The organism is Streptomyces anandii JCM 4720 (genome assembly GCF_014650655.1).
GTDB classification, from domain to species: domain Bacteria; phylum Actinomycetota; class Actinomycetes; order Streptomycetales; family Streptomycetaceae; genus Streptomyces; species Streptomyces anandii.
Genome location: NZ_BMVJ01000013.1, coordinates 114,641 through 134,740, shown reverse-complemented (window position 1 = coordinate 134,740; position 20,100 = coordinate 114,641). Strand labels below are relative to the sequence as shown.

22 protein-coding genes are annotated in these 20,100 nt (G+C 73.0%); 14 read left to right on the top strand and 8 right to left on the bottom strand.

Annotation, left to right across the window (positions count from 1 at the left end):
• Window positions 1-149: 149 nt before the first annotated feature.
• Complete coding sequence (locus tag IE249_RS23310; RefSeq protein WP_229859085.1) at window positions 150-1,367, bottom strand: FAD-dependent oxidoreductase; 1,218 nt, start codon at window positions 1,365-1,367, stop codon at window positions 150-152.
• Between the two features lie 280 nt (window positions 1,368-1,647).
• Window positions 1,648-1,983, bottom strand: coding sequence for a hypothetical protein (locus IE249_RS23305; RefSeq protein ID WP_189707504.1), 336 nt, complete (start codon window positions 1,981-1,983; stop codon window positions 1,648-1,650).
• 81 nt (window positions 1,984-2,064) lie between these two features.
• Between IE249_RS23305 and IE249_RS23300 the strand changes: the two genes are divergently transcribed.
• Window positions 2,065-2,220 (top strand): hypothetical protein, encoded by a 156-nt coding sequence (locus IE249_RS23300; protein WP_189707502.1) that lies wholly within the window; start codon window positions 2,065-2,067, stop codon window positions 2,218-2,220.
• A 234-nt stretch (window positions 2,221-2,454) separates the two neighbouring features.
• Here the strand turns inward: IE249_RS23300 and IE249_RS23295 are convergent, their stop codons facing one another.
• Window positions 2,455-2,676, bottom strand: coding sequence for a hypothetical protein (locus IE249_RS23295; RefSeq protein WP_189707501.1), 222 nt, complete (start codon window positions 2,674-2,676; stop codon window positions 2,455-2,457).
• A gap of 155 nt (window positions 2,677-2,831) precedes the next feature.
• Between IE249_RS23295 and IE249_RS23290 the strand changes: the two genes are divergently transcribed.
• Complete coding sequence (locus IE249_RS23290) at window positions 2,832-3,566, top strand: L,D-transpeptidase family protein (protein ID WP_189707499.1); 735 nt, start codon at window positions 2,832-2,834, stop codon at window positions 3,564-3,566.
• Window positions 3,567-3,620: 54 nt separating this feature from the next.
• Here IE249_RS23290 and IE249_RS23285 read toward each other — a convergent pair whose 3' ends face one another.
• A complete protein-coding gene (locus IE249_RS23285) occupies window positions 3,621-4,046 on the bottom strand; it encodes an ATP-binding protein (RefSeq protein WP_189707630.1) in 426 nt (141 codons plus the stop codon).
• Between the two features lie 234 nt (window positions 4,047-4,280).
• Between IE249_RS23285 and IE249_RS23280 the strand changes: the two genes are divergently transcribed.
• The 3 genes from IE249_RS23280 to IE249_RS23270 all read left to right on the top strand — a co-directional run bounded on the left by IE249_RS23280 (window position 4,281) and on the right by IE249_RS23270 (window position 5,987).
• Window positions 4,281-4,691 (top strand): ATP-binding protein, encoded by a 411-nt coding sequence (locus tag IE249_RS23280; RefSeq protein ID WP_189707497.1) that lies wholly within the window; start codon window positions 4,281-4,283, stop codon window positions 4,689-4,691.
• 140 nt (window positions 4,692-4,831) lie between these two features.
• The gene (locus IE249_RS23275; protein ID WP_189707495.1) at window positions 4,832-5,653 is read left to right on the top strand and encodes an ABC transporter ATP-binding protein; all 822 of its coding nucleotides are present in this window, start codon (window positions 4,832-4,834) and stop codon (window positions 5,651-5,653) included.
• Window positions 5,654-5,825: 172 nt separating this feature from the next.
• Window positions 5,826-5,987 carry a hypothetical protein gene (locus IE249_RS23270; protein ID WP_189707493.1) on the top strand — a complete coding sequence of 54 codons (162 nt, stop codon included), beginning with the start codon at window positions 5,826-5,828 and terminating at the stop codon, window positions 5,985-5,987.
• A 96-nt stretch (window positions 5,988-6,083) separates the two neighbouring features.
• Here the strand turns inward: IE249_RS23270 and IE249_RS23265 are convergent, their stop codons facing one another.
• On the bottom strand, window positions 6,084-8,144 hold the full coding sequence (locus tag IE249_RS23265; protein WP_189707627.1) for a DUF1996 domain-containing protein: 2,061 nt from the start codon (window positions 8,142-8,144) through the stop codon (window positions 6,084-6,086).
• 342 nt (window positions 8,145-8,486) lie between these two features.
• On the opposite strand from IE249_RS23265, the gene IE249_RS23260 reads away from it, so the two are divergent.
• The 7 genes from IE249_RS23260 to IE249_RS23230 all read left to right on the top strand — a co-directional run bounded on the left by IE249_RS23260 (window position 8,487) and on the right by IE249_RS23230 (window position 15,015).
• Window positions 8,487-10,202 (top strand): multicopper oxidase family protein, encoded by a 1,716-nt coding sequence (locus IE249_RS23260; RefSeq protein ID WP_189707491.1) that lies wholly within the window; start codon window positions 8,487-8,489, stop codon window positions 10,200-10,202.
• Window positions 10,203-10,226: 24 nt separating this feature from the next.
• Window positions 10,227-10,907: a hypothetical protein gene (locus IE249_RS23255; protein WP_189707489.1), complete on the top strand. Its 681-nt coding sequence runs from the start codon at window positions 10,227-10,229 to the stop codon at window positions 10,905-10,907.
• A 184-nt stretch (window positions 10,908-11,091) separates the two neighbouring features.
• Complete coding sequence (locus tag IE249_RS23250; RefSeq protein ID WP_189707487.1) at window positions 11,092-11,328, top strand: ferredoxin; 237 nt, start codon at window positions 11,092-11,094, stop codon at window positions 11,326-11,328.
• Window positions 11,318-12,712 carry an NAD(P)/FAD-dependent oxidoreductase gene (locus IE249_RS23245; RefSeq protein ID WP_189707485.1) on the top strand — a complete coding sequence of 465 codons (1,395 nt, stop codon included), beginning with the start codon at window positions 11,318-11,320 and terminating at the stop codon, window positions 12,710-12,712. Before IE249_RS23250 ends, IE249_RS23245 begins: the two co-directional genes overlap by 11 nt.
• A 50-nt stretch (window positions 12,713-12,762) precedes the next feature.
• Window positions 12,763-14,001 carry a cytochrome P450 gene (locus IE249_RS23240; protein WP_189707483.1) on the top strand — a complete coding sequence of 413 codons (1,239 nt, stop codon included), beginning with the start codon at window positions 12,763-12,765 and terminating at the stop codon, window positions 13,999-14,001.
• A gap of 220 nt (window positions 14,002-14,221) precedes the next feature.
• Complete coding sequence (locus IE249_RS23235) at window positions 14,222-14,446, top strand: hypothetical protein (protein WP_189707652.1); 225 nt, start codon at window positions 14,222-14,224, stop codon at window positions 14,444-14,446.
• 95 nt (window positions 14,447-14,541) lie between these two features.
• A complete protein-coding gene (locus IE249_RS23230; protein WP_189707481.1) occupies window positions 14,542-15,015 on the top strand; it encodes a hypothetical protein in 474 nt (157 codons plus the stop codon).
• 24 nt (window positions 15,016-15,039) lie between these two features.
• Here IE249_RS23230 and IE249_RS23225 read toward each other — a convergent pair whose 3' ends face one another.
• From IE249_RS23225 to IE249_RS23215, 3 genes are all read right to left on the bottom strand, one after another.
• Entirely contained in the window at window positions 15,040-16,008 is a 969-nt protein-coding gene (locus IE249_RS23225) for a pyridoxal-phosphate dependent enzyme (protein WP_189707479.1), read from the bottom strand.
• On the bottom strand, window positions 16,005-16,712 hold the full coding sequence (locus tag IE249_RS23220; protein ID WP_189707477.1) for a helix-turn-helix transcriptional regulator: 708 nt from the start codon (window positions 16,710-16,712) through the stop codon (window positions 16,005-16,007). Before IE249_RS23220 ends, IE249_RS23225 begins: the two co-directional genes overlap by 4 nt.
• Window positions 16,713-16,818: 106 nt before the next feature.
• Window positions 16,819-17,808: an aminoglycoside phosphotransferase family protein gene (locus IE249_RS23215; protein ID WP_189707475.1), complete on the bottom strand. Its 990-nt coding sequence runs from the start codon at window positions 17,806-17,808 to the stop codon at window positions 16,819-16,821.
• Window positions 17,809-17,888: 80 nt separating this feature from the next.
• On the opposite strand from IE249_RS23215, the gene IE249_RS23210 reads away from it, so the two are divergent.
• Window positions 17,889-18,800 carry a hypothetical protein gene (locus IE249_RS23210; protein WP_189707473.1) on the top strand — a complete coding sequence of 304 codons (912 nt, stop codon included), beginning with the start codon at window positions 17,889-17,891 and terminating at the stop codon, window positions 18,798-18,800.
• A gap of 230 nt (window positions 18,801-19,030) precedes the next feature.
• A partial coding sequence (locus IE249_RS23205; RefSeq protein WP_189707470.1) for a carboxylate-amine ligase occupies window positions 19,031-20,100 on the top strand: 1,070 nt, incomplete at its 3' end.

Sequence of the window (20,100 nt, the reverse complement as noted above, 5' to 3'; positions counted from 1 at the left end):
GCGGCACACGGCTTGACGTCGCACACCGCCTGGCGTCGCGGGGCCGGCGTCAACGGCCGGGGCGGCCCAAACGAGCGGGCCGCCCCGGCGCACGGGCGCGGCCTCACCCGCGACTCCCCCGGGCACCGCCCCGTGGTGGCCGCCGCTGTTCAGCGCGGTGCCCTCCGGCGGACGGTGTCCTCGGTGATGCGGGTCGCGGCGTACTCCGTGCCCGCCACGAAGCGCATCATCGGGCCGAACATCGGGGCCGCCAGCGACCCGGTGAAGTACAGGCCCGGCACCGACGACTCCAGGGACGCGTTCAGGTGAGGCGCCTTGGAGCCGGGGACGTACTTCAGGGCGCGGCGGACCGAGGGCGAGAGGAAGGGGACGGCGTCGAGGTCGAGGCGGTAGCCCGTGGCGGCCAGGACGTGATCGACGTCCAGGGCCCGTACCGTTCCGCGCGGTCCGGCCACCTCCAGCCGGACGGCGGTCCCGCCGCACGTCACCTCGGCCCCGACGACCCGGCGCGAGGTGCCGACCCGCACCACGCCCTCCACCCGGTCCCGCAGCCACCAGCCGCCCGAGGGCCCGAGGGCACGCCGGAACAGCAGCAGCCGGGCCGCCGCCGGCAGGCGCCGCACCCCGCCGGGGGCCCGGCACACGGCGGCCAGGATCCAGCCGGTGCCGAGCGGCGAGGCGGGCCGGGCGATCCTGTGCGCCCAGGGCCTGCTGAGGACCGGCGTGGTACCCCACAGCACCTTCCGCTCACGGACCAGCACCAGCGCCTCGGCGCCTGCCTCGTGCAGCAGCGCGGCGCTCTCCAGCGCGGACTGGCCGCCGCCGACCACGGCGACCCGCCGCCCGGCATAGCGGGACAGGTCGGTGTGGTGGCTGGTGTGGGACACCAGGGCGCCGGGGCCCGGACCCTCCGGGGCCAGGGCACGCAGCACCGCGGGTATGTGGGCGAGCCCGTTCAGGCCGGTGGCCACGACGACGGCTCGGGCGGCGAACTCCTGCCCGTCGTCCAGCCGCACGGTGAAGTCGGGGCCGCTTCCCCCCGCCCGGTCGACGGCCACCACGCGCGCGGCCTCCACCTCGCCGACGTAGCGCTTCTGGAACCACTGCCCGTAGCGGACGAACACGTCGCACGGGATCGGGGTCAGCTCGGTCAGCTCCGGCTCGCCGTGCACCCGGAGGAAGTCCGCCAGCCGGCCGCCCGGCTCCGGCGCGGACAGGTCGGTGGCGTCCGGCGTCGACTTGAGGAACATCCCGGTCGCCATGGCGTGCCGCCAGCTGCCGAGGACCTCCCCGAAGATCCGTACGGGCACCCCCTGAGCGCGTAGGTGCGCGGCCACCGAGAGCCCGTAGGGTCCGGCGCCGGCCACCACGACCGGTAATCCGTTGCTCTCGCCCGACTCCCCCTGGCGGGCAGGGCGTTGTCCCGGAAGCGACTGCGTCATGCATCCCTCCGCTGGTCCCCCGCGCGCCGCCTTCCCCAAGGCCCGCGCGACACTTCGGGATGGCGCGCCGGCACCGGGCCGCCGCACTCGTCCCCCCTCCGCCGCTCAGTGTTACCCAGCGACCCGCACCACAATGCGAAATGGGGCCACGTTGCCAAAACATGGTCAAACCGTTGACCTACGGCGCCCCCTCCCGGCCCGGTGGTCACACCGGCCCCGGCCGCGAGGCACTTACCTCTTTTGACCTACCTGTCTTGGCGGACTGCTCGTCGAGCACGTCGACCGGCAGCCGGCCTTCCGCATCAACGCCCCGATCGGCCCGGCCGCGCTCGTCTTCAGTGGGCTGGTGCTGCCGCAGAGCCGCAACGAGGCCGCGCGGGGCGAGAAGTTCGACATCCCGGGCCTGCTGCCGATGGCGGCGGGCACGCTGCTGGTGGTCCCCGATGCGGCTGTTCCGCAGCCCGGCCCTGACCGTGGGCACCGTGATCACCGCGCTCAACTTCTTCGGCCGCGTCGGCTCGACCCTCGGCTCCGCGCTCACTTCGGCCGCTGTCCCGGCGGCTCGAGGGCGCCAGGGACGCCGTCGCCATGGGCGTCGCCCCGGCCCCCGGCCTCGGACGCCATGCCCGTACGGCCGCGGGAAGCCGTCGTCGAGGGCAGCGGCAACGCCTTCCCCGGCGGGCTGCACACCGCGGCGCTGACCACCGCCGTGCTGTGCCGGGCGGGAGCGCTCACCGCGGCCCTCGGACTGCGCGGCCGGGCGGCGGACCCACGCTGAGACTCCCGTCCGCGAACCGCCGCTGAGACTCCGGTCGGTCGCGGACGCTTCGACTCCGGTCACCGGCGCTGAGACTCCTGTCGGAGTCCCGGCGCTGCGACTGCGGGCGGCGGATCGGCGCCGGCACGCCGGGCGGCGCCTGCACGCCCGAAGGCCTGCCCGTCGCGGTCGTGATCACGCTCGACGACCGGACGCGCAGGCCTTCTTGATGAGCCGGCCCTACCGCCGGGACCGTCAGTGGTCCGTGGCGGCCGGGGCGCTGACGACCGGTGGTGCCGTCATCAGCTTCCCGAACAGGGCCATGCAGGTGGAACAGTGACCAGCCCGCTGGGCGTTCACCCCGTCGACCTGACGGTCCAGCCGTGTGCCGCACAGAGTGACGGCCGTGTTCTTGGCCATCACGTGCCACACCAGGGCTCCGCCGTGCTTCTCGACTCCTGCACACATCTCATACATGATCGGCTCCCTTGATGGACGCCTCTCTCACTCCAGGAGACACCGGCCCGGCCCGCGCCACGCAGCCACGGACGGCCATTCGGGTGACAAAGGCGACAACGGCGCGCCGGGGGACGGGGCCTGGGCACCGCGGCCGCGATGCAATCATGGAAGCCATGCGGAAGAGCGGTGCGATACGGGCGGCGGCCATGGCGGCGGCGTGCGGCGCGATGGTGATGTCCCTGACGTCCTGCGGGAATTCGGGCCACTCGGGCGCCGCCGGGAGCGGCGGCAGCCGTACGGACGACGCGCCGCGGCCGTCGACGGATCTGCAGCGGATACCTGGCATCGGCGACCGGCTGTGGCAGCGCCTGCCGGCCGGCACCCGACAGGTCGTCGCGGTCTACGGGGACGGGCCCCACTCCCCGGACTCGACCGTCGAGTTCTTCACCAAGCACGGCTCCACCTGGGACCGCGCGCGCTCGTGGCCGGCGCACAACGGCCGCAAGGGCTGGACCACCGACCATCACGAGGGCGACCAGCACAGCCCCGTGGGGATGTTCACGCTGAGCGACGCGGGCGGTGTGCTCGACGACCCGGGGGCGAAGCTGCCGTACACCAAGTCGGCGGCGTTCCAGGCGCCGCACTACTGGAACAAGGCGTACTGGCACGACTTCGACTACGTCATCGCGATCGACTACAACCGCGTGAAGGGCACCGCGCCCAACGACCCCACGCGGCCCCGGGGCCAGTCCAAGGGCGGCGGCATCTGGCTGCACATGGACCACGGCAGCGGCACCTCGGCCTGCGTGAGCATGTCGGAGACGGCGATGCGTTATCTGCTGCGGAACCTGGACCCCCGGCAGCACCCGGTGGTGATCATGGGCGACAAGGCGGAACTCGGCGCCTGACACACGGCCGTGAGGTGGTCCGCCGACGGCCGTGAGGCGGTCCGCCCCGGAACGTCACCGCTCCTGTCGCGGCATCCCGCCGTCCGCGGTGTCGAGCAGGGCTACACGGGCGATGACCCGCTTGCCCACCGGCTCCCTGCGCACCTCGAACCCCTGCACCACGGCCATCACGATCTCCAGTCCGTGCTGGCCCACCCGGCCGGGATCGGCGGCCCGCGCCACCGGCAGCACCGGGTCGCTGTCCCAGACCGCGACCTCGACCGCGTCGCCGACGACGCGCAAGTCCATGAGGATGGGACCCGAGGCGTACTTGCGGGCGTTGGTGACCAGTTCGCTGACCACCAGCTGGGTCAGGTCCGTCGCCCGGTCCGAGACGGGCAGCCCGCCCTCGGCCCGCACCCGCGTCAGAAAGGCAGCCGCGAGACGGCGGGCCTCGGCTATGCAGGTGCCGTCCCCGTCAAGGGCCGCCGCCGCCCGCATCACCTCGGCGTCCAAGGAACTTCCGGCACCGCCGAGAAGGACACCGTCCGTCGCAACCGTCTTCACCACCTCGTTCACAGGCTGCCCCTACCCCCGTTCACGCCATGCACGCCCCCCGACTCCATGTCAGCTGCGTCACACCGGCACCGTCTTCCCCCGGGACGCGTCACCACCCCGCTCGGGGGTATCCGCCATCCCGGACATCGGGAGAAACGGGACCAGAAGGGGCGCACGGTGGACGAGACATCGCTGAGGGCGGTGGGCTGGGCACGCTCACTGCCGTTGAACACCGAGGTGAAGGCGGCACGCGACTGGGCGCGCGAGCACCTGAGGACACTGGGCTGGACCGCCGACGCCCCGCAGACGGTGGACGCCGTGCTGCTGACCGTCTCCGAACTGGTCACCAACGCCCACACCCACGCGCACAGCACCGCGCAGCTGGTGATGACCTGGGACAACCGCTGCCTCCACATCTCCGTGCACGACTCCTCGCCCGAGGTCCCCGCGCCCCGGGAGCCGAGCGCCGAACGCGTCGGCGGCCGGGGCATGCTCCTCGTGGACGCCCTGGCCGACGCGTGGGAGGCCCGCCCCTGCCCGCGCGGCAAGACCGTCACCGCCTGCTTCCGCCCTTCCGCGCGAGCCTGAACCGGCCCGCCCCCGGGCGGGGTCTGACCCGGCCCTCCTGTCCGCGGACCGGACGGCCAGGCGAACGCGTGCCGGATGCATCTAACGTCGGCTCCGCCACCGCTGAGGCAACGGGGACACGCGGCGAGGGGAGCCCGACGATGACCGAGGAGAGGGCGGACACGACCGTCGTGGCGCTGCGGGAGGTCGGCGTCCGGCGCTGCACGACCGGGCAGGTCGTCCTCGACGGCATCGACTGGACGGTCCGTGCGGGCGAGCACTGGGCGCTGCTCGGCGCCAACGGCGCGGGCAAGACGACGCTGCTGCGGCTGCTCGGCGCCCTCATGCATCCGACCACCGGCACCGTCGAGGTGCTGGGCAGCCGGCTCGGCCGGGTCGACGTACGGGAACTGCGCACCCGTATCGGACACGTCACCACCGCACAGCGGGTGCCGCAGGACCTCGACTGCCGCACGGTCGTGCTCACCGGCCACACGGGCACCGTGCAGCCGCTGTGGCGGTCCTACGACGACGAGGTGCGCGGGCGGGCCGAGGCGCTGCTGGCGGAGCTGGAGATCAAGGAGCTGGCGGACCGGCCGTACGGCGTCTGCTCGGGCGGTCAGCGGGCGCGGATCCTCATCGCCAGGGCGCTGATGGCCGAGCCCGCCCTGCTGCTCCTGGACGAGCCGTTCAACGCGCTGGACCTGCCCTCCCGCGAGGATCTCGTCGACGCCCTGCACCGGCTCGCCGAGGGGCGCCCGCGGCTGGCCACCGTGACGGTCACCCACCATCTCGAGGAGCTGTCCCCGGCGGTGGGTCACGCCCTGCTGCTGCGGGAGGGCAGGACGCTGACGCACGGTCCGGTCGAGGAGGTGCTGACCGGCCACTGGCTGACCGGGTGCTTCGGCCGGCCCATCGCGGTGAACCGGCACGAGGGCCGCTGGTGGGCCTACGCCGACCGGCCGAAACGCCGGGAGACATGAGGCGGTTCGGCGTCCGGCCGGTCGTCCCCGGCCGCGCCGGGCTGTCGCCCTGTGTGGTCGGAACGGGACTTTCCACTACCGCCAGTAACATGATCAACTCTGGCATTGGATGCCCCCCACAACCATGTGGGGCGGCTCCTCGTGGTTCCCATCACCCCCGTGCGAGGTCCCCATGTCGTCCCAGGACGATGCCCTGCGCCAGGCGCAGACCGACTACCAGCACCACATGCAGACGTGCCGTCAGTGTTACGCGGACACCGTTCCGTGCCCGGTGGCCAAGCACCTGCTGCGCGTCTACAACAACGCGCGAAGGGGGCTTGCCCACCCCAAGTGACGGGAAAGCGGCGGCGGAACCGGCCATCAGTGCCGGTTCCGCCGCCGCTTTCTCGTCCTGCCGCCGTCCGTGCCGTCCCTCAAGGGCGGCCCTTGATCACATCGCGCCGCGCCGGATCCTGCGCAGCAGCAGGAAGCCCGCGATCACGAGCACCGCGCCCGCGGCCGCCGGCCACAACTGGGCGCCGGTCTCGGCGAGGCTGCCTCCCGCGGTCTGCGGCTCGGTCTGCGAGCCGGCGGACTGACCGTTCCCGGCGGGCGCCGGCGTCTGCGTGGGCGTGCCGACCTCGCCGCCGACCGCCGCGGCCGTGGCGGTCGGGGTCGCGCTCGCCTTGGAGCCCTTGTGGGAGGAGTGGGAGCCGGCTGACTTCGGCTCGACGGTCGGAGCTGTGGCGTCGCCGCCGTTCGCGGGCGGCTGGGTGGCCGGGGCGTCGGTCGTGCCCGCGGTCGGCTCCTCCGTCTGCTGCGGGGGCTGCTGCCCGCCGGAGCCTCCCTGGTCGCCGGAGCCACCGCCCTGGTTGCCGTTGCCGCCCTGGTCGCCACCGGAGCCGCCCTGGCCACCGTTGCCGCCCTGGCCGCCGTTGGCACCCTGGTCGCCACCGTTGCCGCCCTGGTCGCCACCCGAGCCGCCGTTGGCGCCCTGACCGCCACCGGAGCCACCCTGGTCGCCGCCCGCGCCGCAGGTGCGGCCGCTGTTGATGCAGTCCACCACCTGGCGCATCAGGCCGTCGTCGAAGACGTTGATGAAGTCACCGTGGTCCGTGACCGGCTTGTGCAGCTGCTCGGGGAAGGAGTCGACCGCGAACAGCGGGGTCGTCCGGCCTCCGTCGTTCAGGCTCGGCGCGGCGACGTCGTAGACGATGCGCTGCACCAGCTGCGGGATCGCCTCGAAGCCGGCCGGGCACGCGCCCTGCGCGTCGGCGAACGCCACGTGGGTGCGATGGTTGGCACTGTCGATGTTCCGGCCGTCCCAGCAGCTCTGGAAGCGGAAGGTGCGCACCACGTCACTGCCCTTCGGGCACAGCGGGTACTTGTCCTTCAGCTGCCGGTCCTCGAAGCCGGTGCAGCTCCAGGAGGCGTTGGCGTTGGCGGGGCCGTTGACGAACGCCTTGGCGTCACCGGTGATGATCCGCAGGAAGCGCGGCATGGCGGTGACCTTGCCCTGGGGGCTGCCCTCGAAGGTGATGGTCACCTGCTTGGGCGTGACGATGCGGCCCGCGTTGCCCTCGGTGCCGCCGCCCGGCGAGTCGGCGTCCCGCTCCCGGCTACCGTCCTGCAGCCGGATCACGGGCCAGTAGTACGTCGACTTGTCGCCCTTGTCCGCGCAGCTGGTGTCGCCGGCCGCCAGGTCGTCGTCGCTCGCGAAGGCGGTGTTGGACTGGTTGCCGACGTAGTCGTGGAAGTGGTGGGCGCCGTTGGTGACGCCGGGCGCGACGATGACGTTGTCGGAGTTGCGCAGCCCGTTGGCGTTGACCCCGCAGCTGGAGGTGAAGCTGCCGCGCGAGGCGTCCGCCTGCGGCTGGGGCGTGCCGGCGTTCGGCTGGACGGTGGTGATGTCCACGTAGTCCGCGGCCACGGGGCCGTTGCCCGCCTGGCCGCCGTTGCCCTGCTGCTGTCCGCCGCCCTGCTGGTTCTGGCCCTGGCCCTGGCCGTTCTGACCCTGGCCGTTCTGACCCTGGCCGGTCTGGTCCTGCCCGCCGCCCTGGCTCCCCTGGTCCTGCCCGTTCTGGTTCTGCCCCTGGCCGTTCTGGCCGTCCTGACCCTGGTCCTGCGCCGGGCGCAGGCTGCACTCGGCGAGTGCGTCGAGCCCCTCGGGGCGGTGCCCGGCGCGATCTATGGCGTCCGCGATGCGCCCGATCGTCGCCGCCCGCTGCTCCTTCAGCGGCTTCATGATCGTGTCCTCGACGGAGCCGTCACCGCCGGACTGCCCGCCCTGGGCCGAGTTCTGCAACTGCTGGTAGGCCTTGGCGATCTGCTGGTCGAGGACGGCGAGTTGCTCGTCCACGGTCGACTTGGCCTCCTCCGGCACGGACGTGAGCCGCGTACCGACGTCGGGGCAGTCGATCGTCCCGGCCGCGCCCGAGCCCGGAGCCGACTTCTCCACCGCCTGCCCGTTCCAGGTGCCTTCGGTGGCCGAGGCGTAGACGTTGGCCACCATCAGCCCGCCACCCCCCAGCATCAGCGCGACCGCGGCGAACGTGGCGCGCCGCGGGCCTGTGGGTCGTCTGCGCGTGTTGCGTCTCACGGAACTACTCCTAGACGGTCTGGTCGGTCCGGCCGGGCATGGCAATCCCCCGGTCCCATACGGAACGGGGCTCACGGATGTTCAAAGGCCCCGGGAATTCACAGCAACCTCATGTCTTTTGGCAGGCCGTCAGGCGTCCGGGCGTGCGGGAGGGCGGGGCCGGTGTGCCGGGGGCCGGGAAAATTGGTCGCCCGGATCACCGGACGCGCCGCTCCGGTTCTCCACATATGGTCGGAAAACGTGTGTTATTCAGTCATGCATACACATACGCGGCGAACCTTGCTCAGTGCCTCGATCATGGCGGCCGGCTCGGGACTCCTCGGCGCCTGCTCCGGGTCCGGCTCCCCCGCAGGCTCCGGGCCGCACGCCGGGGCGTCCCGGGGCTCGGGGTCCGCGCCGGGCTCCGGCGACTTCGGTCACCGCCGCTTCGTCCCCGAAGGGCCCAAGGGGTATGTGAACCCGTCCGACCCCGAGGTGCTGGCCGCCGAGCGCGCACGCGGGTCGGGGCCGGTGCGCAAGTACCGGTTCACCGCCGCCGAGACCTCGCTCGACCTGGGCGGACGGACCATCAGGTCGTGGGCGTACGACGGCCATGCGCCGGGCAGCGCCGTCCGGGTGACCACGGGCGACATCCTCGACCTCACGCTCGCCAACCGGCTGCCGGTGGCGACGACCCTGCACTCGCACGGTGTGCGCCTGCGCTGCGACATGGACGGCGTGCCGGACCTGACCCAGGAGGGCATCAAGCCCGGCGAGGACTTCACCTACCGCTTCGCGGTGTCCCACCCGGGCACCTACCTGCTGCACTCGCACTCGGGCCTGCAGCTCGACCGCGGTCTGTACGCGCCGCTGATCGTGGACGACCCCAAGGAGCGCCTGTCGTACGACAAGGAGTGGGTGGTCGTCCTGGACGACTGGGTGGACGGGGTGGACGGCTCCACCCCGGACGGCGTGCTCGGCCAACTGCACCACGGCAAGGCCCCGATGGGCATGGACATGGGCAAGACGTCCGGGCACGGCAGGTCCGGGCACGAGGAGCGGGAGGGCGGCGGCAAGCACGGGCACGGGAAGTCCGGCGGCCATGACGCCGGCGAGGGCCGGGAGGGGGCGCCGGGCCAGAAGGGGAGCGGCCCCTCCCGCGTCCTGCACGGCTCCCACAGCCGCATGCTGGACGGCATGGGCGGCAATGTGGCGTACCCGTACTACCTCGTCAACGGCCGCCTGCCCAGGGCCGCCCAGGTGTTCCGGGCCCGCCCAGGTGACCGTGTCCGGATCCGCTTCATCAACGCCGGCGCCGACACCGCCTTCCGGGTGGCGCTGGGCGGACATGAGATGACGGTGACGCACACGGACGGCTATCCGGTCGAGCACAAGCGCACGGACGCGCTGCTGATCGGCATGGCCGAGCGCTACGACGTCATCGTCACCGCCAAGGACGGGACGTTCCCGCTGGTCGCGCTGGCCGAGGGGAAGAACGCCCGGGCGCTCGCGGTGCTGCGCACCGACAAGGGCAGAGGCCTGCCCTCGCCGTCGGTCCACCCCGACGAGCTCGACGGGCGGGTCGTGCCCGCGCGGCGCATGGTGCCGGCCGAGTCGGTGGCCTACTCCGACCGCGACCCCGACCGGGAGATCCGGATCCGGCTGACCGGGAGCATGAAGAACTACGACTGGATGTTCGACCACCAGCCCTACTCCCCCGCGCACCGCCACCCGGTCCGCCAGGACGAGAGGGTCCGGCTCACCCTCATCAACGCCACCGACATGTGGCACCCCCTGCACCTGCACGGGCACACGTTCGCGCTGACCGGCATCAACGACGTCGGAACCCGCAAGGACACGGCCATCGTGCTGCCGCACCGCAAGCTGGTGGTGGACTTCTACGCCGACAATCCGGGCCTGTGGATGCTGCACTGCCACAACCAGTACCACTCGGAGTCCGGCATGATGACCGTCATTGGTTACCGTAAGTAACCGTTCCAGGAAGGCGGCCGCTCGATGGCGGACGTGAGGAGCGGGCCGGCGCAGCGGGCGCTGGAGACCCCGCGGGCGGCCGGGCTCGCGGGGGTCCTGTTCGCGCTGCTGCTCGCGGCGACGATCGTCCTGATCCGGCTCGGCATCCCGCAGGGCGCGGGCGGGGTCACCTCCGAGGGCTTCACCGACTCCGCGCGGCGCAGCGCGGTGCTGGCGGCGCTCGCGCTGGTGCCCTTCGCCGGGATCTTCTTCCTGTGGTTCATCGGTGTGGTGCGCGCCCATGTGGGGGCGGCGGAGGACAAGTTCCTGGCGACCGTGCTGCTGGGCAGCGGGCTGGTGTTCGTGGCCTCGATGTTCGGCGCGGCCGCGGCGGCCGCGGCGGTGCTGGCCACCACCCGTCCGGCCGGCGCCGCCCCGCCCCAGGAGACCTGGGACTTCGGCCGGCACTTCGCGTACATGCTGATGATCGGGTACGGCATGCGGATGGCGGCGGTCTTCGTCTGCTCCCTGTCGGTGATCGGGCACCGGCTGGGGGTCCTGCCGCGGTGGCTGACCCTGTTCGGCTTCCTGTGCGCGCTCACGCTGCTGTTCGTGGCGTCGAACGTGCCCTGGGCGGAGCTGGTCTTCCCGGGGTGGTCGCTGGTCCTCAGCGCGTACATCCTCGTGGTGAGCGGTCGCCGGGCGGGCACGGCGGCGGCGTCCTGACCCGCGCGGCGGGCGCGGCCGCGGGTCGCTCCACGCGGCCGCGTGTCACTCCATCGGAGGGCTCCGGCGAGCGGGGGGCCGCCCGCACTGACGATCCTGGCGTGGGGCAGATGACCGCCGTCCGAGGCGGCCCGCCGAGCGGGTCGCCGCCGAGGACCTGACCGCCGGAAAGGGCGGGACGCCGATGAGGCTTGTCGTCGATCTCAACAAGTGCCAGGGATACGCGCAGTGCGCGTTCCTCGCGCCGGACGTGTTCACGATGCACGGCGAGGAGTCGCTCGTCTACGACCCGCGGCCGGAGAAGGAGCACCGGGAGCGGGTGACGCGTGCCGTCGCGGCCTGCCCGGTGCGCGCGATCACGGCGGACGGCCTGCGGGATGCGCCCGCGGGGGCCGGGCAGGAGGCGTCCGATGCCCGCTGAGGAGTTCCACGAGTGGCTCAGGCGGGAGGGCCGCATCGTGATCGTGGGCGCCTCGCTCGCGGGTCTGAGGGCCGCCGAGACGCTGCGCGCCGAGGGCTTCACCGGCTCCCTCACCCTGATCGGCGACGAGCCCTACGAGCCGTACGACCGTCCGCCGCTGTCCAAGGCGGTGCTGCTCGGCAAGGCGTCCCCGGAGCGCACGGAGCTGCCCCGGCGCCGGGAGATCGACGCGACCTGGCGCCTGGGCGTGGCCGCGACCGGGCTCGACCTCGCGGCCAAGCGGGTGCGGCTCGCCGACGGCGACGAGGTGCCCTACGACCGGCTGCTGATCGCGACCGGGGTGCGCGCCCGGCCGTGGCCGAAGGAGGACGAGGCCCAGCTCGACGGGGTTTTCGTGCTGCGCACCCGGGACGACGGGGTACGCCTGCACCGGCGGCTCAACGCCTCGCCGCGCCGGGTGTTCGTCATCGGCGCGGGGTTCACCGGGTCGGAGATCGCCTCGGCCTGCCGGGAGCGGGGCATCGCGGTCACCGTGGCGGAGCGCGCGGACGCGCCGCTCGTGGGCGCGCTCGGCGGGGTGGTGGGCGCGGTGGCGGCCGACATGCACCGTGAGAACGGGGTGGACCTGCGCACGGGCGTGATGGTCACCGGGCTGGAGGGGGACTCGTCGGGCCGGGTGCGGGCCGCCCATCTGTCCGACGGCGGCGTGGTCGAGACGGACGTCGTGATCGTCTCGCTGGGCGCGACCCGCAACACCGACTGGCTGGAGGGCTCGGGGCTGGGCGCGGGGCCGCGCGGCATCGCCTGCGACGCCGGCTGCCGCGCCTTCGACTTCCGCGGGATCGTCACGGACGACGTCTACGTCGCCGGGGACGTGGCGCGCTCCCCGCACGCTCTGTTCGGCTACCAGTTCCTCTCCCTTGAGCACTGGGGCAATGCCGTGGCGCAGGCCGAGGTGGCGGCGCACAACATGATCAGCGCGGGCGCGGACCGGCGGCCGCACCTGTGGGTTCCCGCCTTCTGGTCCTCGCAGTTCGGGGTGAACATCAAGTCGGTCGGGGTGCCCTCCATGGGCGACGAGATCATGATCACCCAGGGCTCGCTCGCCGAGCGCAGGTTCGTCGGCGTGTACGGCCACCAGGGCCGCGTGATCGCCGCGGTCAGTTTCGACAACACGCGGTGGCTGGAGTTCTACCAGCGGCAGATCGAGCTCGGCGCGCCGTTCCCGGTCGAGTACCCGACGGTGGACCGCAGGCCCGAGGGACGCAAGCCGGTCCCGGCCGACTTCCCCGACCCGTCGCTGCCGACGCACGGCCCCACCGTGATCCTCAGCGGCTACTCCCCCGCCGACCGGCGCCTGGTGTTCACCCCGGGCCGGCACTGACCGGCCGCCCCCGCCCCGGACCTCCACGCCACACGCCCCAAGGACCACTCATGACCCAACCCTCGCTGCTGAGCCGGATCACCGACTACGCCAACCGCGCCGACCCGTATCCGCTGTACGCGGAGCTCCGCAGGACGCCGGTGCTCCACGAGGAGGAGGGCGGGCCGTACGTCGTCAGCTCGTACTACGACATCCTGGGCCTGCTCCACGACCCCCGGGTCAGCTCCGACTCCGCCAACCTGACCGCCGCGGGCGACGACGAGCTCTCGGGCCCGGAGGCCACGGGGCTGCCGCCGAGCTTCATCCGGCTCGACCCGCCCGAGCACGACCGGCTGCGGCGGATCGCCAACAGCTCCTTCGGGCCCCCGCACCGGCCGCACCGGATCGACTCCATGCGCGAGGAACTCGCCCAGATCGTCTCCGAACTCATCGACGGCCTCGGCGGGACCCAGCAGATCGACATCGTCGACCAGTTCGCCTATCCGTTCCCGGTGACCGTGATCTGCCGGCTGCTCGGGGTGCCGCGCGAGGACGAGCCGCGGTTCCGCGGCTGGGTCGACCCGCTGGTGGCCGCGCTCGACCCGGACACGCGCAAGAACGCCGACGCGGAGTTCCAGCGGGCCGCGCAGGAGGCGCGCATGCAGCTGGGCATGTACCTGGCCGGGCTGGTCGAGCAGCGCACCAAGGAGCCCCGCGACGACATGCTGTCCGACCTGGCGTCCAGTCACGGAGCCGACGGCACCATGTCCATGATGGAGGTGCTCAGCACGGCGGTGCTGCTGCTGATCGCCGGCCACGAGACGACGGTCAACCTCATCACCAACGGCATGCTCACCCTGCTGCGCCACCCGGAGGTGCTCCAGCGGCTGCGCGAGGACCCCGGTCTGAGCGTCGGCATCGTGGAGGAACTGCTGCGTTACGAGCCGCCGGTGCAGCTGGTGCCGCAGCGCACCTGCATCGCGGACATCGAGCTGCGGGGCGTGACGATCCCGAAGGGCTCGCGCATCTGGCTCGTGCTGGGCGCGGGCAACCGGGACCCGGAGCGCTTCAAGGACCCCGACCGGTTCGACCCGGACCGCGAGGACATCCAGCACCTCGGCTTCGGCAGCGGCATCCACAGCTGCTTCGGCGCCCCGCTGGCCCGGCTGGAGGCGCAGCTCGCGCTCGCCGAGCTGGCCCGGCGGCTGGAGAACCCCCGGCTGGTCGAGGACCCGCCGCCGTACCGGCGGAACGCGGTGCTGCGCGGACCGCGCCATCTCCAGGTGGCCGTGGACGGGATCCGCCCTTAGGGCCTCCCTTCCGGATCTTGCCGCCGGTAGCGGGGCTCGGGCCGGCCGGGAGGCGAGCGACTCGGAGCGGCCTGATCCGGAGGAAAGGCCCTGGCGGCGCGGCTCCCGGCGTGCTCGCGCTGCGTGTGGCTACCGCCACGTCGAGGAACTTCTGGACATCTTAGAAAAATCAGACAAAATTAGATGCATCCCTACTGCGACTTCGAGGAGCCGCCCCCGCATGGCGTACGGAGCCCACCCGAGCCCCACCCCGCCTCCCCACCCCGACATGGGCCTTGCCCGCGACTGCGAGCACTGCCTGGGCTGGGGCACCGTCATCACCCGAGACGGCGACCACGAGCTGTGCGACACCTGCCAGCTCGCAACGGACGGCGACGAGCCTCCGCGCGCGGCCTCCGCCGTGTTCCCCCGCCCGGCCGACGCCCCCCGGCGCGGCCTCGGCTGAGTGCGCCCTGCTCCGTTCGAGTGGTGCATCGCCCGGCACGGTCGTAGCGTCGATACGTCGATACGAAGTGCAGGCGTCGTCGACCGGGAGCGGACATGCGCAAACACACCGTGAGGACGGCGGTCACGCTCTGTGCCGCAGCACTGCTCACCGCGGGTCTGGGAACGGCCTCCGCGGCGCCGGCGACCTCACCGTCGGCCGCGCACGGGGCCGACGCACAGCCACAGCCCCGGCAGCCGGTGCTCGTCGACTGCGCGTTCCAGCCGCACGCGCGGCCCGACGCGTTCATCCTCGCCTGCGGCGACGGCAACAGCCGCCTGGCCTCGCTGCACTGGCAGCGCTGGGACGGCCGGACGGCCGTGGCCAGGGGCGTGAACCTCGTCAACGACTGCAAGCCCTACTGTGCGGCCGGAAAGTTCCACTCCTATCCGGTCGTCGTGCGGCTCGCGCACCCGGAGCCGTGGAAGAAGCGCCCCCAGGTGCGGCAGTTCACGCAACTCACCCTGACCTTCACCGGCGCCCGCCCGGCCGGCTACGACCGCGTGGTGACACTGCCGTTGTGGAGCTGATCCGCGCCGGCCGGCCCGGCCCGGTCAGCCCCGCAGGATGTCCGTGAACCGCTCGGTGTCGATGTTGCCGCCGGACAGGATGACACCGACCCTCGGCGGCACCCGGTCCACGCGGTGGGCCAGGAGCGCGGCCAGGGCACTCGCGCCGCTGGGCTCGATCACGATCTTCAGGCGCTCGAAGGCGAAACGCATCGCCTCGCGGATCTGGTCGTCGTCCACCAGGGCGATGCCGTCGACCAGGCGCCGGTTCACCGAGAACGTGAGCTCTCCCGGTATGTCGGCGGCCTGGCCGTCCGCGATGGTGCGCGGCACGGGCACGGCGACGCGCCGCCCGGCCTCCAGGGACCGCTTGGTGTCGTCGCCCTGCTCGGGCTCGACGCCGACCACCCGGAGCCCCGGCAGCAGGCCCTTGCCGGCGGTGGCGCTGCCCGCGATCAGGCCGCCACCCCCGACCGGGACGACCAGGGCGTCGAGGTCGCCGGCCTCCTCGATCAGTTCGAGCGCGGCCGTGCCCTGCCCGGCGATCACGTGCGGATGCTCATAGGGCGGTATCAGCGCGAGGCCGCGTTCGGCGGCGAGCGCCTCACCGATGGCGACGCGGTCGCCGGTGTAGCGGTCGTAGGTGACGACCTCCGCTCCGTACCCCGCCGTCGCCTCGCGCTTGGAGCGCGGGGTGTCCTCCGGCATGAGGATGACCGCGCTGGTGCCGAGCTCCCGGGCGGCGAGCGCCACGGCCTGGGCGTGGTTGCCGGAGGAGTAGGCGGCGATGCCCTTGGCGAGCTGCTCGGGGGAGAGCCGCGACGCGGCGTTGTACGCGCCGCGGAACTTGAAGGCACCTATGCGCTGGAAGTTCTCGCATTTGACGAAGACCTCCGCCCCGACCAGGGCGTCCAGGGTGCGTGAGCGCAGCACGGGCGTGCGGTGGGCGGCGCCCTTGATGCGTTCCGCGGCGTCGCGGACGTCCTCCAGGGTGACGGGCGGGGTGTCTGTCATGCCGGTGCTCCATCCTGGTCGGTGGTGTCGGGTGCGGTGCCGGTGGCCTGTGGCGGTGTGGCGCTCGCCGTACGCGCGCCGGCCAGGTAGTTGTAGGCGGAGGCCCGGGAGATGCCGAGCCGCCGTGCGATCTGCTGGGCGGAGCCGCGGACCGCGAACACCCCGCGCTCGTCGAGGCTGCGGAACAGCTCCAGGCGTTCGGGCCGGGTGAGTTGGGACCACTGTTTGTGCGAGCGCAGCTGGTGGGTGTCGACGATCGCGTCGACCACCGAGCCGATGTCGTCGCCGAAGGTGGTCGTGGGCACCGCCGTGGTGCCGGTGGCGCCGGCGAGTTCACCGAGCAGCGCGTGCGCCTGGTCCACGGCGGTGATGTCGAGGTTGACGCACAGGGCGCCGAAGACCGAGCCCGTGGAGTCGCGCAGCAGCATGGTCGAGGACTTCACGAGCGTGCCGTCCCGGGTGCGGGTGGTGTAGTTCAGCTCGTCCGCCGCCTCGTCGCCCCGGGCGAGCAGGCCCATGCCGATCTCGCTCATCGACCCGCCGACGCTGCGCCCGGTGACCGTCCCCGCGAGGGCCACTACGGAGTTCTCCGGACGGCGGAAGTCGTGCAGGACCACTTCGCACAGCGACCCCAGCGTCGCGGCGATCCCGTCGACGACCGGTGTCAGCGCCCCCAGCACCACATCGGCTTCACTCCTCGCCACTTCACCCTCCCCCCAGTCGATCGATCTGTACGATCAGTCTAAGGCATTGGACAGAATTTCCAAGGCCTTGTGGACAACAGCAGCCGCCGGACCGCACGGCAGGCGTTCACGACGGCGGCTCGGTGAGAAGCTCCAGCAGCATGCGCGCGGTCTCCGCCGGACCCACTCCCGCGGTGCCCGACGCGGAGGGGGGAAAGACCCGGCCCCACGCGGTCGCCCGGCTGAGTGCGGCAAGGCGCCAGGCCAGGCCGGCAGCTCGCCTCAGTTCGGCCGCCGTGCGGCCGCCGCCCGTCCACGGCTCCAGATACGCGTCGCGCAACCGGGGCAGCGCCTCCGGGCCGAATCGGTCCACCGCGCGCCGGGCCGGGACGACGAGACTGCAGAAGGGATGCGAGACGGCCGCGTCCCCCCAGTCGAAGAAGGTGAAGCGGCCCGGGCCCGAGTGGAACAACTGACCCTCGTGGAGGTCCGCGTGGTCGAGGGAGTCCGGGACACCGGCGTCCGCGAGTGCGGCGCACCAGCGCGCGAGACGCGGCCGCAGCCCTTCCAGCCGGCGCCGCTCGTCCGGCGCGAAGTCCCGGCAGCGGGTGAGGAGTTGGTCGAAGAGGGCGGGCAGGTCACCGGTACGGGCGCTCGGCACACCCAGCAGTTCCATGTCCCGCACGTGCGGTGCGACGGCGTACTGCAGGGCCGCGTACTGGCGCAACGCCTCCTCCCAGGAACGTACGTCCGCATTCCCGGAGTCGAGAACGTCGCGGAACACGTCCCCTCCGTCGGGCAGCAGCGACCAGCCGCGTCCGGCGTCGACGGCGAGGGGCCGCAGTACGCTCGCCGGAACCCACTGCGCGAGGGCGGCGGTCAGCGGGCCCTCGAAGGCGCTCGCGGGTGGATTGGCCTTGAACCACACGGTGTTGCCACCCTCGACGGACACCCTGACCAGTACGGACCACGGCCGCAGCCGCACCGCATGCGCCCCGGCCGGGCGCAGGCCGTGCCCGGCGAGTGCGGCCTCGAGCCATGTCAGGGCATCGCTGCGCCATGTCTCGTCCTCCCAAGGAGTGACGAGATCCGGGTACTTGCCCCGGTCAACGGTCATCTGCGTCTCCTGACTGCGGAACAACGGGCAGCGCTCATCCGTACTATCTGTGCACCACGGCACCCACGAAAGGTCGCCCCATGTCCGACGGCACGAACACCACGCCCTCCACCGAACTCACCTCCCAGTACATCGCCCAGGTGACCGGTGACCTCGAGTCCAACGTCAAGGAACAGGAACGTATCGGCGTCGAGATCACCGCCCTCCAGGAGCAGTTGGCCGCGCTGCAACGCGACCACGCGCTGCTGGTCAACATGCAGCAGGCGCTGGGCATCGCCACGCCGTCCACCGCGCCCGCGGCACCCGCGCCTCCCTCGTCCGCGCCGGCCTCGGTGCCCGCGCCGCGCGGGAAGGGCTCCGCGAGGAAGTCCGCCGCCGCGCCGAGGGCCGGCCGGGCCACGAAGCGGGCCGCGAGCGGGTCGACGGCGACGGCCAAGCCCGCGGCCAGGGCCGCCACCAGGGCGACCGGCAAGGGCACGGGCAGGACCGCGGCGAAGACCGCCGACAAGACCGCGGCCAGGACCGCAGCCGAAACCGCAACCAAGGCCGCTGCCGACACCACTGCCTCCTCAGCGCCCAAGGCCGGGGCCAAGACTCCGAAGGCCGCGAAGACCACGGCCAAGACCACGGCCAAGGCCAAGGCCGGCAAGGCCGCCGGGGCGGGCGGGAGCCGGGCCGGGCAGCCCACGCTCGTGGAGCTGGTGCGCGCGCACCTGTCCGCGCAGACCGAGCCGCGCTCCGCCGCGGAGGTCACGACCGCGCTCGGGCAGGAGCACCCCGACCGCAAGATCCAGAACACGGTCGTGCGCACCACGCTCGAAGGACTGGTCGCCCGCAACCAGGCCCAGCGCAGCAAGCAGGGCAGCTCCGTCTTCTACACCGCCGTCGAGGGCGGCGAGGCTGCGGCCCAGTCGTCGCCCGCGGCCCCCGCCGGGGCTCCCGCCCCGTCCCCCGCCGCGGCGCCCGCGGCGGACGAGGAGGCCGTCGGCTGACACCGGGGCCGCCTCCCCACGGCCTCACTTCCCGGCCCCCGCCCTCTCCCGCGCCTCACACGTCCTGCCGCGGGGCACACCCCGCGACCGGACGGGACGCTGTGCCGTCGGGTGCGGGCGTGATGCTTGCGCACTCGCCGAACGGGAACTCGGACGTCCCCGGAGCTGCGCGGTTTCCCCGCGGAAGCCCGAACGCGGCGCCCGGGTGACCGAAACGGCAAGGGGAAGACGTGACGTTGCGCATAGGGGCAGAGGAAGAGTTCCACGTGCTGGACGTGGAGAGCGGCCGGCTGGTGCCGCGCGCCCGCGCCGTGCTCGACCGGCTCGGCAGACCCGGGTTCACCACCGAGCTGCAGCAGTCGGTCGTGGAGAGCAACAGCGGGGTGCACAGCACCCTCGACGGCCTCCACACGGATCTGGCCGGGGCGCGGCGGCGGCTGAACGCGGCCGCCTCCTCGCTGGGCCTCGCGGTCGTCGCCGCGGGCACCGTGCCGCTGGCCCGGGTGAGTTCCCGGGACGTCACCGCGGAGCCACGCTACCGGCACATGGTCGACGAGTACCGAAGGGTCGCCGACGAACAGCTCATCTGCAGCGCGCAGGTGCATGTCGACGTGCCCGACCGGGACACCGCCGTACGGGCCATGTGCCTGGTGTCGCCCTGGCTGCCGCCGCTGCTCGCGCTGTCCGCCAGTTCGCCGTTCTGGCTGGGCGCGGACACCGGGTACGCGAGCTGGCGGACCATGCTGTGGCAGCGCTGGCCCACCGCGGGCCCGGCGGGCTGCTACTCGGGGGCCGACGCCTACGACGCCGCCATGGAGGAGCTGATCCGCTCCGGGGTCATCAGCGACAGCGGGATGGTCTACTACGACGTACGGCCCAGCGCGCACCAGCGGACGCTGGAGCTGCGGATCTGTGACGCCTGCCCCCGGGTGGAGACGGTCGTGCTGGTCGCCGGGCTGTTCCGGGCCCTGGTCCGCGACGCGTGCGCCCGACTGGCGCGCGGGGAGGGCCCGTCCTGCGGCGGCCACCACGAGTGGCTGCGCGCCGCGTCCTGGCGGGCCGCCCGCTCCGGCCTCGAAGGTCCCCTGGTCGATCCCGTCACCCGCCGTGCCGTCCCCGCGCGGGTGGCGCTGCTGGGCATGGCGGCCCGGCTGCGGCCGGCGCTGGAGGCGTCCGACGACTGGGAGACCGTCCACGAACTGCTGGACCGGGCCCTGGCCGAGGGCAGCGCGGCGCACCGCCTGCGCCGGGCCGCCGAGAGCGAGGACCTGCTCAGCAGCATCGCCCTGATGGCCGCCGA

Excerpts from the sequence above, each read along its gene's own strand:
- IE249_RS23300 (WP_189707502.1), top strand. The coding sequence starts at position 2,065 with ATGCCCGTACGGCCGCGGGAAGCCGTCGTCGAGGGCAGCGGCAACGCC.
- IE249_RS23295 (WP_189707501.1), bottom strand. The coding sequence starts at position 2,676 with ATGTATGAGATGTGTGCAGGAGTCGAGAAGCACGGCGGAGCCCTGGTG.
- IE249_RS23290 (WP_189707499.1), top strand. The coding sequence starts at position 2,832 with ATGCGGAAGAGCGGTGCGATACGGGCGGCGGCCATGGCGGCGGCGTGC.
- IE249_RS23285 (WP_189707630.1), bottom strand. The coding sequence starts at position 4,046 with ATGCGGGCGGCGGCGGCCCTTGACGGGGACGGCACCTGCATAGCCGAG.
- IE249_RS23275 (WP_189707495.1), top strand. The coding sequence starts at position 4,832 with ATGACCGAGGAGAGGGCGGACACGACCGTCGTGGCGCTGCGGGAGGTC.
- IE249_RS23270 (WP_189707493.1), top strand. The coding sequence starts at position 5,826 with ATGTCGTCCCAGGACGATGCCCTGCGCCAGGCGCAGACCGACTACCAG.
- IE249_RS23265 (WP_189707627.1), bottom strand. The coding sequence starts at position 8,144 with ATGGTGGCCAACGTCTACGCCTCGGCCACCGAAGGCACCTGGAACGGG.
- IE249_RS23260 (WP_189707491.1), top strand. The coding sequence starts at position 8,487 with ATGCATACACATACGCGGCGAACCTTGCTCAGTGCCTCGATCATGGCG.
- IE249_RS23255 (WP_189707489.1), top strand. The coding sequence starts at position 10,227 with ATGGCGGACGTGAGGAGCGGGCCGGCGCAGCGGGCGCTGGAGACCCCG.
- IE249_RS23250 (WP_189707487.1), top strand. The coding sequence starts at position 11,092 with ATGAGGCTTGTCGTCGATCTCAACAAGTGCCAGGGATACGCGCAGTGC.
- IE249_RS23245 (WP_189707485.1), top strand. The coding sequence starts at position 11,318 with ATGCCCGCTGAGGAGTTCCACGAGTGGCTCAGGCGGGAGGGCCGCATC.
- IE249_RS23240 (WP_189707483.1), top strand. The coding sequence starts at position 12,763 with ATGACCCAACCCTCGCTGCTGAGCCGGATCACCGACTACGCCAACCGC.
- IE249_RS23235 (WP_189707652.1), top strand. The coding sequence starts at position 14,222 with ATGGCGTACGGAGCCCACCCGAGCCCCACCCCGCCTCCCCACCCCGAC.
- IE249_RS23230 (WP_189707481.1), top strand. The coding sequence starts at position 14,542 with ATGCGCAAACACACCGTGAGGACGGCGGTCACGCTCTGTGCCGCAGCA.
- IE249_RS23225 (WP_189707479.1), bottom strand. The coding sequence starts at position 16,008 with ATGACAGACACCCCGCCCGTCACCCTGGAGGACGTCCGCGACGCCGCG.
- IE249_RS23215 (WP_189707475.1), bottom strand. The coding sequence starts at position 17,808 with ATGACCGTTGACCGGGGCAAGTACCCGGATCTCGTCACTCCTTGGGAG.
- IE249_RS23210 (WP_189707473.1), top strand. The coding sequence starts at position 17,889 with ATGTCCGACGGCACGAACACCACGCCCTCCACCGAACTCACCTCCCAG.